Source organism: Oryzihumus sp., assembly GCF_054325275.1.
Genome location: NZ_JBTCWL010000014.1, coordinates 1 through 15051, shown reverse-complemented (window position 1 = coordinate 15051; position 15051 = coordinate 1). Strand labels below are relative to the sequence as shown.

The window sequence follows — 15051 nt, the reverse complement described above, 5'->3', positions numbered from 1 at the left end:
CAGGGGATCCATGTCGTGGTTCGCTGATCACGGGTGGTTGGCCTGGGTCGGTCTGGCCCTCGCGCTGGGGGCCATCGAGGCCGCCAGCGTCGACTTCGTGTTCCTCATGCTCGGTGGCGGTGCGCTGGCCGGGGCCCTGGCCTCGGCCCTGGGCGCGCCCGTGGCGCTGCAGGTGCTCGTCGCGGTCGCCGTCGCCGGGCTGCTGCTGTTCGGGGTGCGGCCGCTGGTCCGCCGCCACTTCATGGTGCCCGAAGGGCACGGGGGGATCGGGCTCCCGGCCCAGATCGGCCGGGCCGCGCTCGTCATCCAGACCGTCACGTCGCTCGACGGTCGTATCAAGCTGGGCGGTGAGACCTGGACGGCCCGCACCGCACCGGGCACCGCCGACTGCCTGCCCGGGCAAGAGGTCCGGGTGGTTTCCATCGAGGGGGCCACCGCGATCGTCACTGGCGTCGCGTCTGGTCGGAATTCGGAGTAGTCACTGTGAGCGGAGTCAGCGCCGGCCTCATCGTGCTGTTGCTGCTGGTCATTTTCGCGGTCGTCGTCATCGTTCGGACCATCCGCATCGTGCCGCAGCAGACGTCCCAGATCGTCGAGCGGCTCGGCCGCTACTCGCGCACCCTCGACGGGGGCATCCACTTCCTGGTGCCGTTCGTCGACAAGGTGCGCGCCAACATCGACCTGCGCGAGCAGGTGGTCTCCTTCCCGCCGCAGCCGGTGATCACCTCGGACAACCTCGTCGTCAACATCGACACGGTCATCTACTACGCAGTCAACGACGCCAAGGCGGCCGTCTACGAGATCGCCAACTTCATCCAGGGCATCGAGCAGCTCACGGTCACCACGCTGCGCAACGTCATCGGCTCGCTCGACCTCGAGCAGACGCTGACCAGCCGCGACCAGATCAACGCCCAGCTGCGCGGCGTCCTCGACGAGGCCACGGGCAAGTGGGGCATCCGGGTCAGCCGCGTCGAGCTCAAGGCCATCGACCCGCCGCACTCGGTGCAGGACTCGATGGAGAAGCAGATGCGCGCCGAGCGTGACCGCCGTGCCGCCATCCTCACCGCCGAGGGCGTCACGCAGTCCGCCATCCTCGCCGCCGAGGGTGAGAAGCAGAGCCAGATCCTGCGCGCCGAGGGTTCGGCCCAGGCCCGGATCCTCGAGGCCCAGGGCCAGGCCCGCGCGATCCAGCAGGTCTTCGACGCGATCCACCGCGGCAAGCCCACCCAGCGGCTGCTGGCCTACCAGTACCTCCAGGTGCTGCCCCAGATCGCCCGCGGCGACGCCAACAAGATGTGGATCGTCCCCAGCGAGCTCACCGACGCCCTCAAGGGCATCGGCAACGCCCTCGGTGGCACCGATCAGGGCCCGACCGGCCGGGACGAGGACGAATGGGTCGACTCCGGGGAGCGCGTGCCGACCGCGTTCGAGGAGACCGCCCTGGAGGACCCGGCCCGGGCCCTGGCGGAGGCCCGGGGCGAGGCCGCGCGATCCAGCGCCGAGGCCGAGGGGCACCGCAAGGGCGTGACCGGTGGGACGCACGGCTTCCCCGCGGACCCGCCCGGTATGCCGTCCGCCGCGGTCCCGTCGCCGGCTCCCGAGGCGCCGGTGGCGCCGGAGCCCCCGGCCGTGCCGCAGCCCCCGGTGGCACCCGAGCCGCCGGCCTCGCCGACCGACCAGCCCGGCGGGGAGCCGCGCCCGTAGCGGCCGGAGCCGCCGCGCCGGCGGCCCTGCACGAGGCACCCGGTCACCCGTCGCTAGGGTGACCGGGTGTCCGTGTTCGAGGTGGTCGCCATCCTGCTCGCCGGCCTCGCCGCGGGCACGATCAACACGATCGTGGGCTCGGGCACGCTGATCACCTTTCCCACGCTCCTGTTCTTCGGCTACGCGCCGGTGGTCGCCAACATCTCCAACACCGTCGGCCTGGTGGCCGGAGGACTCACCGGCATCCACGGCTACCGCGCCGAGCTCGACGGTCAGGGCCATGCCCTGCGTCGGCTGGCGCCCGCGTCGCTGCTCGGCGCCGTCACCGGTGCGGTGCTGCTGCTGGTCCTGCCACCGCAGGCGTTCGCGGCCATCGTCCCGGTCCTCATCGCGCTGGCCCTCGTGCTGGTGCTCGCGGGCCCGTGGCTGCAGAAGAAGGCGGCGGCCCGGCATACCGACACCGGGCGTCGCGGCGGCGGCGCCACGGCGCTGCTGCTCGGCGGAGTGTTCCTCGCCGGCATCTACGGCGGCTACTTCGGCGCGGCGCAGGGCGTGCTGCTCGTGGGGATCATGAGCGTCCTCATGACCGAGTCGCTGCAGCGGATCAACGGGTTCAAGAACGTGCTCGGCACGATCGTCAACGCCGTCGCGGCGATCACCTTCATCCTCGTCGCCCGCGACGACGTCGACTGGGCGGTCGCGGGCCTGATCGCGCTCGGGTCGCTGGGCGGTGGCTGGGTGGGCGCCCACGTCGGGCGGCGGCTCTCGCCCCGCGTGCTGCGCGGGGTCATCGTCGTCATCGGCGTCGTGGCCATCGCGCGGATGGTGTTCTTCAGCTGACGTAGCCTTGCGCCCGTGGTGACGCGGATCGAGGACCCGAAGGACGACCGGCTGCAGGACTACTTCGGGCTCACCGACGTCGCGCTGCGCCGGCGCACCGAGCCCGAGCGGGGGCTCTACATCGCCGAGAGCGAGAAGGTCATCCGCCGGGCCCTGGCTGCCGGGCACCGGCCCCGCTCCTACCTCATGGCCGAGCGCTGGCTGACCGACCTGGCCGACCTGGTCGAGCAGGCCGGGCGCGAGGGCGTTCCGGTCTACGTCGGCGAGCACGACGTCATCGAGGCGATGACCGGCTTCCACCTCCACCGGGGGGCGCTGGCCTCGATGCAGCGGCCCGAGCAGGTGCCGCCGGAGGAGGTGCTGCGGGGCGCCACCCGGGTCGCGGTGCTCGAGGACATCGTCGACCACACCAACGTCGGTGCCGCGTTCCGCAGTGCGGCGGCGCTGGGCGTGGACGCGGTGCTGGTCACGCCCCGGTGCGCCGACCCGCTCTACCGGCGCAGCGTGCGCGTGTCGATGGGCACGGTGTTCCAGGTGCCGTGGACCCGCATCGACCCGTGGCCGGCAGGGGTGGAGGTCTTGCGGGACAACGGGTTCAGCGTTGCGGCGTTCGCGCTGAGCGAGGACGCGGTCAGCCTCGACGACCTGGCCGCCGACCCGCCGGAGCGCCTGGCGCTCGTACTCGGCACCGAGGGCGACGGGATCTCGCGCCGGGTGCTCGAGGCGGCGGACGTGGTCGTCAAGATCCCGATGGCCGGGGGAGTGGACTCCCTCAACGTGGCCGCGGCCAGCGCCGTCGCCTTCTGGGCGCTGCGCCCCACCACGGGCTGACCGGACCGGCCTGACCCCGACACACGCCGAGGTCGACGAACCCCGCACCATCTGTGAGCGGTGCTGTGCGCCTGCTAGCGCGGGCAGGCGACACGGTGGTGGTCATCGAGCGAGCCCCTCCACGATCTCGACACCGGGCAGCTCGGCCATCAGCGGGCCGGGCACCCTCAGCTTGGCGGCGCGCACCCCGGCGCCGATCACGACGTGCTCGCGCCCGAGCACGCGGGCGTCAACGTACACCGGCCACGCGGCCGGCAGCCCGACCGGCGTGATGGCGCCGTACTCCATGCCGGTGCGCTCGACGGCGTCCTCCATGGCCAGGAAGCTGGCCTTGCGGACGTCGAGCAGCCCCCGCACCGTGGTGTTGACGTCGGCGCGGGTGGTGGCGAGGACGACGCAGGCGGCCACCCGTTCCTCCCCGGCCCGCCGCCCACCCACCACCACGCAGTTGGCGCAGTCCTCCAGCGCCATGCCGGTGGCCTCGACCAGGGCGGCCGTGTCGGACACGGCCGGGTCGATGGACAGCACCTCGACCCGGTCGCCATGGGCCCAGCCGCGGAGGGTCTCCGCGACCGGGCCGGCGAGCAGGTCGAGGTGCGACAGGGCCGGCAGGTAGGGCAGGCCCGGCGGGGTCACCAGCGGTAGGTGCCGGTCAGGACGCCGCGGGCGAGGGTGTGCCCGCCCATGGTGAACGCGGCCACCGCCGGGGTGGCCGAGGCGTCCAGGCCCAGGTCGTCGGTGTCCAGGGCGTGCACGGCGAACAGGTAGCGGTGGTTGCGGTCGCCCTGGGGCGGCGCCGCACCGTCATACGCCTTGTTGCCGTAGTCGTTGCGCACGTGGAAGGCGCCGTCGGGCAGGGAACCGTCGCCCTCGGCGCCGGCGCCCGGGTCCAGCGCGGTGACCGAGGCGGGGATGCCCAGGACGATCCAGTGCCAGAAGCCGGACGGGGTCGGCGCGTCGGGGTCGAAGCAGGTGACGGCGAAGCCCTTCGTGCCCTCGGGGGCGTCGGACCAGCTCAGCTGCGGCGAGGTGTTGCTGCCGGTGAGGCCCCAGTCGTTGAACACCTGGGCGTCCGGCAGGGGGTTGCCGTCGATGAAGTCGGCGCTGCTGACGGCCATCGCGGGCACCTGGGGCAGCAGCGAGTACGGGTCGGGGGCGACGGGACGGTCAAGGTTCATGCTTCGGACCCTAACCGCCCGCGCCGCCCCCGGCACGTGTGAGGAGGTGGTGCGTCAGTGGCCGCTCTCGCGGTGGACCCAGCCGGCCAGGCCGGCGAGGACCGCGGCGAACGCCAGTGTCACGACGGCGAGGCCGCCGAAGTACGCAGTGTCGCTGGCACCCGAGGTGGCCTGCACCACCTGGGCGGTGATGGCCTGGCCGGCCGCCGGGGCGAGGAACCACAGGGCCATCGTCTGGCTGCGGAACGCCTTCGGCGCCAGCAGCGTGGTCGCAGCCAGGCCGACCGGCGACAGGCACAGCTCGCCGATGGTCTGCACGACGTAGACGACGATCAGCCAGAACGGCGAAGCCTTGCCGTCGGCGGTCAGGAACGAAGCCAGCGCCATGATGGCGAAGGACGCTCCGGCGAAGGCCAGGCCGATGGCGAACTTCCCGCCGAGGTGCGGGGACCGCTCACCACGGCGCAGCCACAGGGCTGCGAACACCGGGGTCAGCAGGATGATCGCGAACGGGTTGACCGACTGGAAGAACTCCGGGGAGATGTGCGCCCCGAAGACCTGCAGCTCGGTGCGGTCGGCCGCGAACGTGGTCAGCGTGGTGCTGGCCTGCTCGAAGAGCATGAAGAACAGCATCGCGGCGACGAACAGCGGGATGTAGGCGAGCAGCCGCCGCTTCTCGTGCGACTCCACCTTGGGGCTGCGGTACATCACCACGAAGAACACGACCGGCGCGACCAGGGCGACGTAGGAGATGGCGTCGACCATGGTCTCCAGGCCGAAGCTGCCGTCGTTGACGACGGTCGCGACGACCATGGCCGCGGCGACACCGGCCAGCACGTAGGCGGCGAGGCGGGCCAGGCTGCCCCGCTCGTCCTCGCGGACCGGGTTGGGCGCGTGGAGGCCGACGTCGCCCAGGGCCCGGCGGCCCCAGACCCAGGCGACCAGGGCCAGGCCCATGCCGACGGCGGCGGCGGCGAAACCGGCGTGGAAGCCCCAGTGGGCGCGCAGCCAGCCCACCACCCACGGGCTCACGAGGGCACCGATGTTGATGCCCATGTAGAAGATCGAGAACGCCGAGGTGCGGCGCGAGTCGTCCTCGCTGTAGAGCCCGCCGACCATGGTCGAGACGTTGGGCTTGAAGATGCCCGAGCCCAGGGCGACGAGCACGATACCCAGGTAGGACAGGGCCGGCGTCGGCACGGACAGGCTCAGGTGGCCGCTGATGATGACCAGTGCACCGATGAGGGTGGTCTTGCGGGCGCCGAGCACGCGGTCGGCGAGCCAGCCCCCGACGACGGAGAGCAGGTAGACCGAGGCTCCGTAGACGGAGACGACGGCCTCACCGAGGCTGGCGTCGAGGCCGAGGCCGCCTTCCTTGAGCTTGGCGGTCAGGTACAGCAGCAGGATGGCCCGCATGCCGTAGTAGCTGAACCGCTCCCACAGCTCGGTGCTGAACAGGGTGGCCAGGCCTTGGGGGTGGCCGAAGAAGGTGCGGCCCTCTGCGCGGGTCTCTGCAGGGGGGTTGGTCGTGGCAGTCACGGGCGAAGACGGTAACAACGACGCTGCTGGCAGCCCTAATTCACAAGCGCACGAACGAGCCGCTGCAGCTCCTGGGCCGGGTCCTTCGTGAGCCCTCCGTGCACCGGTCCGGGCTGGATCACCGTGCTGCGCGGAGCACTGAGCCACCCGAAGCGCTGCCCCGGCTTGTCGAGTGTGGGAAGACCCACACCGGGCTCGCCCCGGCAGACCCGGCAGATGGCGGCCAGGGACGCGTCGACGGCGTCGAGCTCGAGGTCGGGGAAGGCGGCGCGCAGCCGCTCCCGGTCCAGGTCGAAGGCGCCTTCGAGGAAGTCCGCCGCCTGGCTGTAGAGCACCACGCCGACGTTGAGGAACTCCTCGCGGTCCACCCGCGGCACGCAGCGCAGGGTGACGTACTGGTAGCCGACCATCCCCGCGGTCATCGGGCACCCCCGGGCAGCCAGGCGGCCGGGTTGGCCACGCGGGCCAGCAGGTTCTCCCGGTATGCCGCGCGGACGGCTCCCGGGTCCACCAGCCCCGGGGCGGGCTCGAGCCAGGGGTCGGGGACCTGGGCCAGGACCTCCTTCAGCAGCGCCTCGTCGACCCGGGGCGCCAGCTCGGCGTGGGCGGCGCTGACGTCGCCGGCGACGTCGAGCAGGACGTGCTTGCTCGCGTCGAAGCCTTGTGCTGCAAAGCGATTGGGGTTGGATCCCTTGCCCGGCCAGGAGTGGTGGAAGTACAGCGCCGCGCCGTGGTCGATGCACCACGCCTGGTGGTGCCAGACGAGCAGGTTGGGGTTGCTCCAGGTGCGGTCGACGTTGGCGGTGAAGGCGTCCAGCCACACGATCCGGGCCGCCTCCTCCGGCGGGGGCGGCTGGGAGCCGTCGTAGCCGAAGGAGCCGGGCAGGAAGTCGACGCCGAGGTTGAGCCCGATGCTCGCGGTGAGCAGGTCCTGGACCTCCTCGTCCGCCTCGTACTTGGCGATCTGCGCGTCGAGCTCGACCGCCTTCATCTCGGGCACGCGCAGGCCCAGGCGCCGGGCGAGCTCGCCCACGACCACCTCGGCGACGAGCACCTTCAGGCCCTGTCCCGCGCCTCGGAACTTCAGGACCCAGGTGCCGCAGTCGTCACCCTCGACGAGGCCGGGGAGTGACCCGCCCTCGCGCAGCGGGGTGACGTAGCGCGTCGCGGTGATGTGTTCGAGCACGCCCGAAGCCTAGGCGTTCGGGCGCCTCAGGCGTCGGCGACCGTGACCAGCTCGGCCTCGTCCTCGCTGTGGCTGGCCGGGGCGCCGTGCCCGGGCTCGGCGTCGACGTGGGCCAGCAGGCGCCGTCCCGAGGCGAGCAGGATCACGCCGAGGGTCACTGCGACGGCGCCGACCCAGAACGGCACGTGCACGCCGTAGGACTCGCCGAGCTTGCCGGCCAGCCACGGGGCGATGGCACCGCCGGCGAAGCGCACGAAGCTGTAGGCGGCCGAGGCCACGCCGCGCTCGACCGGGGCGGCCTTCATGACCGTCTCGGTGATGAGCGTGTTGTTGACGCCGAGAAACGCCCCGGCGACGACGACGCAGGTCGCCAGGACCGCCTTGTCGCCGGTCCACACCGCCATGACGACCAGCGTCGCCGCGAAGCCGGTGAGGGCGCCGAGGACGGACGGGATCGTGCCGAAGCGCCGCTGCAGCCGCGGGGCGACGACCACGGAGGTGAAGGCCAGCAGCAGCCCCCAGCCGAAGAAGATCAGGCCGACCTGGTGCGGGCCCATGTCCAGCGGGAACGGGGTGAACGCCAGCAGGGTGAAGAAGCCGAAGTTGTAGAGCAGTGAGGTCAGGGCCACCACGAGCAGGCCCTGGTGCCGCAACGCCTTGAACGGCTCGGTGATCGAGGTGGCCCGCTCGGCCCGTGGGGTGGCCGGGAGGACGAACGCGGTGGCGACGAAGGCGACCGCCATCAGCGCCGAGACGCCGAAGAACGGCCCGCGCCAGGAGATGCCGCCGAGCACCCCGCCGAGCAGCGGGCCGGCGGCGATGCCCAGGCCGAGCGCGGCCTCGTAGAGGATGATCGCCTGCCCGACCGAGCCGCGGGCGGCCTTGACGATGGTGGCCAGCGCGGTGGCGATGAACAGGGCGTTGCCCAGGCCCCAGACGGCGCGGAAGGCCACGATGCCGCCGACGCTGTCCTGCGTCCCGGCCAGCCCCGCGCCGACGATGATGATGAGCAGGCCGATGAGCAACGTGCGCTTGGCGCCGATCCGGCTGGAGACGAAGCCCGTGATGAGCATCGCGACACCCATGACGACCATGTAGCTGGTGAACAGCAGCGAGACCTGGGACGGCGAGGCGCCGAGCTGGTCACCGATGGACTTCAGGATCGGGTCGACCAGGCCGATGCCCATGAAGGCGATGACACACGCGAAGGCCACGGCCCACACAGGTTTGGGTTGACGCCACACGTCACTGTCCTTTCGTTGCGGGAGAGGGGTCCTCGGCGGCCACGGCGATGGCGAGCAGCTCGCGCAGCACCTCCACGGCGTCCTCGAGCCGCGCGCGGTCGGCCTCGCCGAGCTGCTCGACCACCGGCGCCACCACGGCGCCGCGGGCCCGGCGCACCGACGCGAGCGTCTCGGCGCCCAGGGGGGACAGGGCGATCAGGGAGGCGCGGGCGTCGGCGGGGTCGGCGGAGCGCTGCACCCAGCCGCGCTCCTCGAGCCGGCCCACCTGGGCCGACATCGTCGGCTGGCTGGTGTGGTCGGCCAGGGCGAGGTCGCCGATGCGGGACGGCCCGAGCTCGTCGAGCTGGGCGAGCAGGCGGGCCTGTGCCGGCGGCACGTCGAAGACGGCCTGGCGGCTGGCCCAGCGGTTGAGGCGCGCGACGACACCGAGCAGCTCGTCGCCGAGGGAGGGGGAGGTCACGCGGAGATAATACATAGGTAACCTATGCAACGGCTCGTGAGGGTGGTCCGGTGTGGTGAGGTGTCACCCATGACCGGTATGCCGTGTGGTGGCCCCCGATGCTGCTGAACCTGCGCCTGGCGGTGCCGCCGGGCCTGACCACGCAGGTCCGCGACCTGCTCGAGTCCGACGAGCGGGTCACCAACCTCGTCGTGCTGCCGGGAGCGGCGGTCGAGCCCGCGGGCGACGCGGTGCTGGCCGACGTGCCCCGCGAGGCCGCCGGTGAGCTGCTCGGCCGGCTCGACGCCATGGGCCTGGGCCGCCAGGGCGCGATGAGCGTCTCGGAGGTGACCGCCTCGCCCTACCGCCGGGCCCGCGAGGCCGAGGCCGCCGCGCCCGGCAGCCCCGACGACGGGGTCGTCTGGCGGATGGTCGAGGAGCGGGCCTGGTCCGACAGCCGCGGCTCGGTGTCCTTCTACGCCTTCCTCACCCTGGCCACCGCGCTGGCGGCGATCGCCGTCATCACCGACTCCTCGATCCTCGTCGTCGGGGCCATGGTCGTGGGACCGGAGTTCGGCCCGGTCGCGGCCATCGCCACCGGCATCGTCCTGCGCCAGTGGGGGCTGGTCCCGCGCTCGCTGTCCCTGCTCGCGCGCTCGTTCTGCTTCGCCGTCCTCGTCGTCGCGGCCCTGGCCCTCGTGGCCCGCGGCCTGGGCTGGATCGACCCGTCCACGGTGACCCGGCCGCGGCCGCTGACCGGCTTCATCTGGCACCCGGACCACTGGTCGTTCGTCGTCGCCCTGCTCGCGGGGTTCGCCGGTGTGCTGTCCCTGACCTCGGGCAAGTCCTCGGCCCTGGTCGGGGTCTTCATCTCGGTGACCACGGTCCCGGCCGCGGGCAACCTCGCCCTCGCCCTCGCGCTGTGGCAGGTGGAGGAGATGCGCGGTTCGGCGCTGCAGCTGGCCGTCAACCTCACCGGCATGGTCATCGCCGGGGTCATCACCCTGGTCGCGCTGCGGGTCGGCTGGCGGGTCGTGCAACGCCGGACCGGCGGCGAGGTGGTGCGCGCCCGCTGAGGGCGCGCGCGGACCCCGGCGACCCGGCATACCGGACCGCGGACAGGGCTGGAGAGGTGGCCACCCTCCCGGCACCGGGGTGGAACCTCTACCGTTGCGCCATGGAGCCCGTCTACACGCCTGTCATCGGGTTCGCCCGCGCCCTGTTCGCGTTCCAGGGGCTCCGGTTCCGGATCACGGGGCAGGAGAACGTCCCCCGCACCGGTGGTGCGGTCATGATGATCAACCACCTGTCCTTCTTCGACTTCGCGTATGTCGGGCTGGCCGCAATCCCGTCCGGGCGCAAGGTGCGGTTCATGGCCAAGGAGTCGGTGTTCCGGCACCCGGTCGGGGGGCCGCTGATGCGGGGGATGGGGCACATCCCCGTCGACCGCGACGCCGGTGCCGCCTCCTTCCGGACCGCGGTGCAGGAGCTCAAGGCCGGAGAGGTGGTGGGCGTCTTCCCCGAGGCGACCATCTCGCGCTCGTTCGAGCTCAAGGAGTTCAAGAGCGGGGCCGTGCGGATGGCCAAGGCGGCCGGGGTGCCGATCCTGCCGACCGTGCTGTGGGGCTCCCAGCGGGTCTGGACCAAGGGGGAGAAGCCGCGCTTCGGGCGCAGCAACATCCCGATCTCGATCGCTGTGGGTGAGCCGGTGGAGGTCCCCCGCGGGGTGGACCCCGAAGAGGTCAACCGCGAGGTGCGCGAGCGGATGACCGCGCTCCTGCACGCGGCCCAGGAGAGCTACCCCGCGCTGACGGGGGCCGACCTGAAGTTCCTGCCCGCCCGTCTCGGCGGCACCGCGCCGACGCCGGAGGAGGCCGCAGCGCGCGACGAGGCCGATGCCCGTGGGCGGGGAAAAGCCCGCCCCTGACCCCGACCCGGAGTGCAATCCTGACGTTTGTCACCTGAGGTGGTGGCCTCGCCGGGTTAGCGTCGTGCCGGTCGCGCGCGCCGCCAGGGGAGCCGCCGGCCGACGACATCCGGAGGTCTTGTGCTTCTCCCGCTGCTGCGCACCTACCTGCGGCCCTACCGGGGTGCCATCACGCTGGTGGTGCTGTTCCAGCTGGTCCAGACGGTCGCCACGTTGTACCTGCCCGGCCTCAACGCCGACATCATCGACCAGGGCGTGGTCGTCGGCGACACCGGCAAGATCCTGTCCATCGGCGCGATCATGCTGGCGGTCACGGTGGGCCAGGTCATCGCCTCGGCGTTCGCGGTCTACTTCGGCGCCCGCACCGCGATGGCGCTGGGCCGCGACCTGCGCGAGGCGGTGTTTGTCTCGGTGGAGCGCTTCGCGGCCCAGGAGGTCGGCCGGTTCGGCGCCCCCTCGCTGATCACCCGGTCCACCAACGACGTGCAGCAGGTGCAGATGGTCGTGCTGCTCTCCTTCACGATCATGGTCGCCGCGCCGATCATGTGCGTCGGCGGCGTGATCCTGGCCCTGCGCCAGGACGTGCACCTGTCGGCGCTGCTGCTGGTCTCGGTGCCGGCCCTGGTCGTGGCCGTGGTGCTCATCATCCGGCGGATGCGCCCGCTGTTCCGCTCCATGCAGGTGCGCATCGACGTGATCAACCGCGTGCTGCGCGAGCAGATCGCCGGGGTGCGGGTCATCCGGGCGTTCGTGCGTGACACCCACGAGCGGGAGCGCTTCGGCGTGGCCAACGACTCCCTCATGGACGTCTCGGTCCAGGTCGGCCGGCTCATGGCGTTGATGTTCCCCACCGTGCTGCTGGTCATGAACGTCTCCAGCGTCGCCGTCATCTGGTTCGGCGGGCACCGCATCGCCGACGGGCAGATGCAGATCGGCACGATGACCGCGTTCCTCAGCTACCTCATGCAGATCCTCATGGCAGTGATGATGGCGACGTTCATGTTCGTCATGGTCCCGCGTGCCGAGGTCTGCGCCGACCGGATCACCGAGGTCCTCGACACCGAGCCGAGCGTGCGGGCGCCGGAGCGTCCGGTCGTCCGCCCGGAGGTAACCGGGGCAGTCGAGCTGCGCGCGGCGACCTTCGCCTACCCCGGCGCCCAGGAGCCGGTGCTGCGCGGCGCCGACCTGGTGGCCCGGCCGGGGGAGACCACCGCCATCGTCGGCTCCACCGGCAGCGGCAAGACCACCCTGCTCAACCTCATCCCGCGGCTGGTCGACGTCACCAGCGGGCAGGTGCTCGTCGGCGGGGTCGACGTGCGCGAGCTCGAGCCGGAGCAGCTGTGGGCCGGGATCGGCCTGGTGCCCCAGCGCGCCTACCTGTTCGCCGGGACGGTCGCCTCCAACCTGCGCTACGGCAAGCCGGACGCCACCGACGAACAGCTGTGGGAGGCGCTGGAGATCGCCCAGGCCCGCGACTTCGTCGAGCGGCTCGGCGGGCTCGAGGCGCCCATCGCCCAGGGCGGCGGCAACGTCTCCGGCGGTCAGCGCCAGCGCCTGGCGATCGCCCGCGCCGTGGTGAGGCGGCCGGCGCTGTACCTCTTCGACGACTGCTTCTCGGCGCTCGACTACGCCACCGACGCCGCCCTGCGCGCGGCGCTGCGCCCGGTCACCCGCGACTCCGCCGTGATCACCGTGGCCCAGCGGGTCAGCACCATCCGCGACGCCGACCGGATCGTGGTCCTCGACGAGGGCAAGGTCGTCGGCACCGGCACGCACCGCGAGCTGATGGCGAGCTGCCCGACATACCGCGAGATCGTCCTGTCCCAGCTGACCGAGGAGGAGGCCGCGTGAGCGGGCCGACGACCACCACCGCGTCGCGCCCGTCGCCCCCGCCGATGCGCGGCCCGATGGCCGCCATGATGGGTGGCCCGCCGGCCAAGGCGATGGACTTCCGCGGGTCGGCGCTGCGGCTGGTGCGCTCGATGCGGGCCCACCGCGCGCTGGTGCTCACCGCGGTGAGCCTCGGGGTGGTCAGCGTGGCCCTGTCGGTCACCGGGCCCCGGGTGCTCGGCATGGCGACCGACCTGATCTTCGCCGGGTTCGTGGGCGAGAAGCTGCCGGCGGGCATCACCAAGGCCCAGGCCATCGCCCGGCTGCGGGCCACCGGTCAGGGACGCATGGCCGACGTGCTCCAGGGCGTCGACGTGGTGCCCGGCCAGGGCGTGGACTTCACCGCCCTGGCGCACGTCCTGATGATCGTGCTGGTCATCTACGTCCTGGCCTCGGTGCTGGCCTGGCTGCAGGGCCGGGTCACCACGCTGGTCGTGCAGCGCACCGTCTACGCCATGCGCCGGGAGGTCGAGGAGAAGTTCGCCCGGCTGCCGCTGGCGTGGTTCGACGGGCGCTCCCGCGGCGAGGTGCTCTCGCGGGTCACCAACGACATCGACAACATCGCGCAGTCGCTGCAGCAGACGATGAGCCAGCTGCTCACCTCGCTGCTGACCGTGATCGGCGTGCTCACCATGATGTTCGTCGTCTCCCCGCTGCTGGCCGTCGTCGCCCTCGTGACCGTGCCGTTGTCGGCGCTGGTGACCGTGCGAATCGGCAAGAAGGCCCAGCCTCGGTTCGTCGAGCAGTGGGCCTCCACCGGCCGGCTCAACGGCCACGTCGAGGAGATGTACACCGGCCACGCCATCGTCAAGGTCTTCGGCCGGACGCAGGAGGCGCGCGAGACGTTCGTGGCCGAGAACGCCAAGCTGTATGAGGCGAGCTTCCGGGCGCAGTTCATCTCCGGGCTGATCCAGCCGGCGATGTTCTTCATCGGCAACCTCAACTACGTCTTCGTCGCGGTGATCGGCGGGCTGCGGGTGGCCTCCGGCGCGATCAGCCTCGGCGACGTGCAGGCGTTCATCCAGTACTCCCGGCAGTTCAGCCAGCCGCTGACCCAGGTCGCCTCGATGGCCAACCTGCTGCAGTCCGGGGTCGCCTCGGCCGAGCGGGTGTTCGAGCTGCTCGACGCGCCGGAGCAGAGCCCCGACCCCTCACCGGCTGTCGTCCCCTCACGGGTGAGCGGGCGGGTGGCCTTCGAGGACGTGTCCTTCCGCTACGTGCCGGACACCCCGCTGATCGAGCACCTCGACCTGGTCGCCGAGCCCGGCCACACGGTCGCCATCGTCGGGCCGACCGGCGCCGGCAAGACCACGCTGGCCAACCTGCTGCTGCGCTTCTACGACGTCCACGCCGGGCGCATCACCCTCGACGGCGTGGACATCCGCGACATGCGCCGGGAGGACCTGCGCGACCTGTTCGGCATGGTGCTGCAGGACACGTGGCTGTTCAATGGCACGATCCGCGACAACATCGCCTACGGCGCGCAGGACCCGACGCCGGAGCAGGTGCTGGAGGCGGCCACGGCGGCCTACGTCGACCACTTCGTGCGCACCCTGCCCGACGGCTACGACACCGTCATCGACGAGGAGGGTGCCGGCGTCAGCGCCGGACAGCGGCAGCTCCTCACCATCGCCCGCGCGTTTCTCGCCGACCCGGCCATCCTCATCCTCGACGAGGCGACCAGCTCGGTCGACACCCGCACCGAGGCGCTGGTCCAGCGCGCGATGGCCGACCTGCGCCGCGGCCGGACCAGCTTCGTCGTGGCCCACCGCCTGTCCACCATCCGCGACGCCGACCACATCGTCGTCATGGAGGAGGGGGACATCGTCGAGCAGGGCACGCACCAGGAGCTGCTCGCCGCCGGGGGTGCCTACCACCGGCTGTATGCCGCGCAGTTCAGTGGCGCCGTGGTCCAGGACGAGGAGCTGGCGGCAACGCCGACCCGCGTCGGTCCCTGAGCGCGGCGCGGTCGCTGAGGGCACGGTCAGACCGGGACCGTAGTGTCGTCGCCATGACACCCGTGCTGACCGACCACCACGACCGCGTCGCTGCCGGCGTCATCACCGCGCTGGCCGGGACCGGTGCCCGGCTGCGCGAGGACCAGGCCACCGCCGTCGCCGAGCTGTCCCGGCCGGCGTCGCGGGTGCTGGTCGTGCAGGCGACCGGCTGGGGCAAGTCGGCCGTCTACTGGGCGGCCACCGCGATCCGGCGCCACGACGACGCCGGGCCCACGCTGGTCGTCTCGCCCCTGCTGTCCCTCATGCGCGACCAGG

Annotated in this window: 16 protein-coding genes; 9 read left to right on the top strand and 7 right to left on the bottom strand. The window is 72.1% G+C overall.

The window, feature by feature from the left end:
• The first annotated feature begins 10 nt into the window (after positions 1-10).
• The 4 genes from ACXVGS_RS05385 (at position 11) to ACXVGS_RS05370 (ending at position 3375) form a co-directional block, all read left to right on the top strand.
• Positions 11-478 (top strand): NfeD family protein, encoded by a 468-nt coding sequence (locus ACXVGS_RS05385; RefSeq protein WP_458528285.1) that lies wholly within the window; start codon positions 11-13, stop codon positions 476-478.
• A 5-nt stretch (positions 479-483) separates the two neighbouring features.
• Positions 484-1704, top strand: coding sequence for an SPFH domain-containing protein (locus ACXVGS_RS05380; protein WP_458536713.1), 1221 nt, complete (start codon positions 484-486; stop codon positions 1702-1704).
• 66 nt (positions 1705-1770) lie between these two features.
• Entirely contained in the window at positions 1771-2544 is a 774-nt protein-coding gene (locus tag ACXVGS_RS05375) for a sulfite exporter TauE/SafE family protein (RefSeq protein WP_458528283.1), read from the top strand.
• A 15-nt stretch (positions 2545-2559) separates the two neighbouring features.
• Positions 2560-3375: a TrmH family RNA methyltransferase gene (locus tag ACXVGS_RS05370; protein WP_458528282.1), complete on the top strand. Its 816-nt coding sequence runs from the start codon at positions 2560-2562 to the stop codon at positions 3373-3375.
• 102 nt (positions 3376-3477) lie between these two features.
• Here ACXVGS_RS05370 and ACXVGS_RS05365 read toward each other — a convergent pair whose 3' ends face one another.
• The 7 genes from ACXVGS_RS05365 to ACXVGS_RS05335 are packed head-to-tail and all read right to left on the bottom strand — an operon-like array spanning position 3478 to position 8982.
• A complete protein-coding gene (locus ACXVGS_RS05365; protein WP_458528281.1) occupies positions 3478-4011 on the bottom strand; it encodes a YbaK/EbsC family protein in 534 nt (177 codons plus the stop codon).
• Positions 4008-4553 carry a YbhB/YbcL family Raf kinase inhibitor-like protein gene (locus ACXVGS_RS05360; protein WP_458528280.1) on the bottom strand — a complete coding sequence of 182 codons (546 nt, stop codon included), beginning with the start codon at positions 4551-4553 and terminating at the stop codon, positions 4008-4010. Before ACXVGS_RS05360 ends, ACXVGS_RS05365 begins: the two co-directional genes overlap by 4 nt.
• Positions 4554-4607: 54 nt before the next feature.
• Positions 4608-6092 carry a peptide MFS transporter gene (locus ACXVGS_RS05355; RefSeq protein WP_458532182.1) on the bottom strand — a complete coding sequence of 495 codons (1485 nt, stop codon included), beginning with the start codon at positions 6090-6092 and terminating at the stop codon, positions 4608-4610.
• 35 nt (positions 6093-6127) lie between these two features.
• Entirely contained in the window at positions 6128-6514 is a 387-nt protein-coding gene (locus ACXVGS_RS05350; RefSeq protein WP_458528279.1) for a DUF3037 domain-containing protein, read from the bottom strand.
• Positions 6511-7278 carry a HipA family kinase gene (locus ACXVGS_RS05345; protein ID WP_458528278.1) on the bottom strand — a complete coding sequence of 256 codons (768 nt, stop codon included), beginning with the start codon at positions 7276-7278 and terminating at the stop codon, positions 6511-6513. Before ACXVGS_RS05345 ends, ACXVGS_RS05350 begins: the two co-directional genes overlap by 4 nt.
• A 26-nt stretch (positions 7279-7304) precedes the next feature.
• Positions 7305-8501, bottom strand: coding sequence for an MFS transporter (locus ACXVGS_RS05340; protein ID WP_458532185.1), 1197 nt, complete (start codon positions 8499-8501; stop codon positions 7305-7307).
• 22 nt (positions 8502-8523) lie between these two features.
• Positions 8524-8982 carry a MarR family winged helix-turn-helix transcriptional regulator gene (locus ACXVGS_RS05335; protein WP_458528277.1) on the bottom strand — a complete coding sequence of 153 codons (459 nt, stop codon included), beginning with the start codon at positions 8980-8982 and terminating at the stop codon, positions 8524-8526.
• Positions 8983-9080: 98 nt separating this feature from the next.
• Between ACXVGS_RS05335 and ACXVGS_RS05330 the strand changes: the two genes are divergently transcribed.
• The 5 genes from ACXVGS_RS05330 to ACXVGS_RS05310 all read left to right on the top strand — a co-directional run.
• Complete coding sequence (locus ACXVGS_RS05330) at positions 9081-10037, top strand: DUF389 domain-containing protein (RefSeq protein ID WP_458528276.1); 957 nt, start codon at positions 9081-9083, stop codon at positions 10035-10037.
• Positions 10038-10138: 101 nt separating this feature from the next.
• Positions 10139-10888: a lysophospholipid acyltransferase family protein gene (locus ACXVGS_RS05325; RefSeq protein ID WP_458528275.1), complete on the top strand. Its 750-nt coding sequence runs from the start codon at positions 10139-10141 to the stop codon at positions 10886-10888.
• A 120-nt stretch (positions 10889-11008) separates the two neighbouring features.
• Complete coding sequence (locus tag ACXVGS_RS05320) at positions 11009-12739, top strand: ABC transporter ATP-binding protein (RefSeq protein ID WP_458536712.1); 1731 nt, start codon at positions 11009-11011, stop codon at positions 12737-12739.
• Between the two features lie 44 nt (positions 12740-12783).
• Positions 12784-14736 carry an ABC transporter ATP-binding protein gene (locus ACXVGS_RS05315; RefSeq protein WP_458536721.1) on the top strand — a complete coding sequence of 651 codons (1953 nt, stop codon included), beginning with the start codon at positions 12784-12786 and terminating at the stop codon, positions 14734-14736.
• A 53-nt stretch (positions 14737-14789) separates the two neighbouring features.
• The coding region (locus tag ACXVGS_RS05310; RefSeq protein ID WP_458536711.1) for a DEAD/DEAH box helicase at positions 14790-15051 on the top strand (262 nt) is incomplete at its 3' end.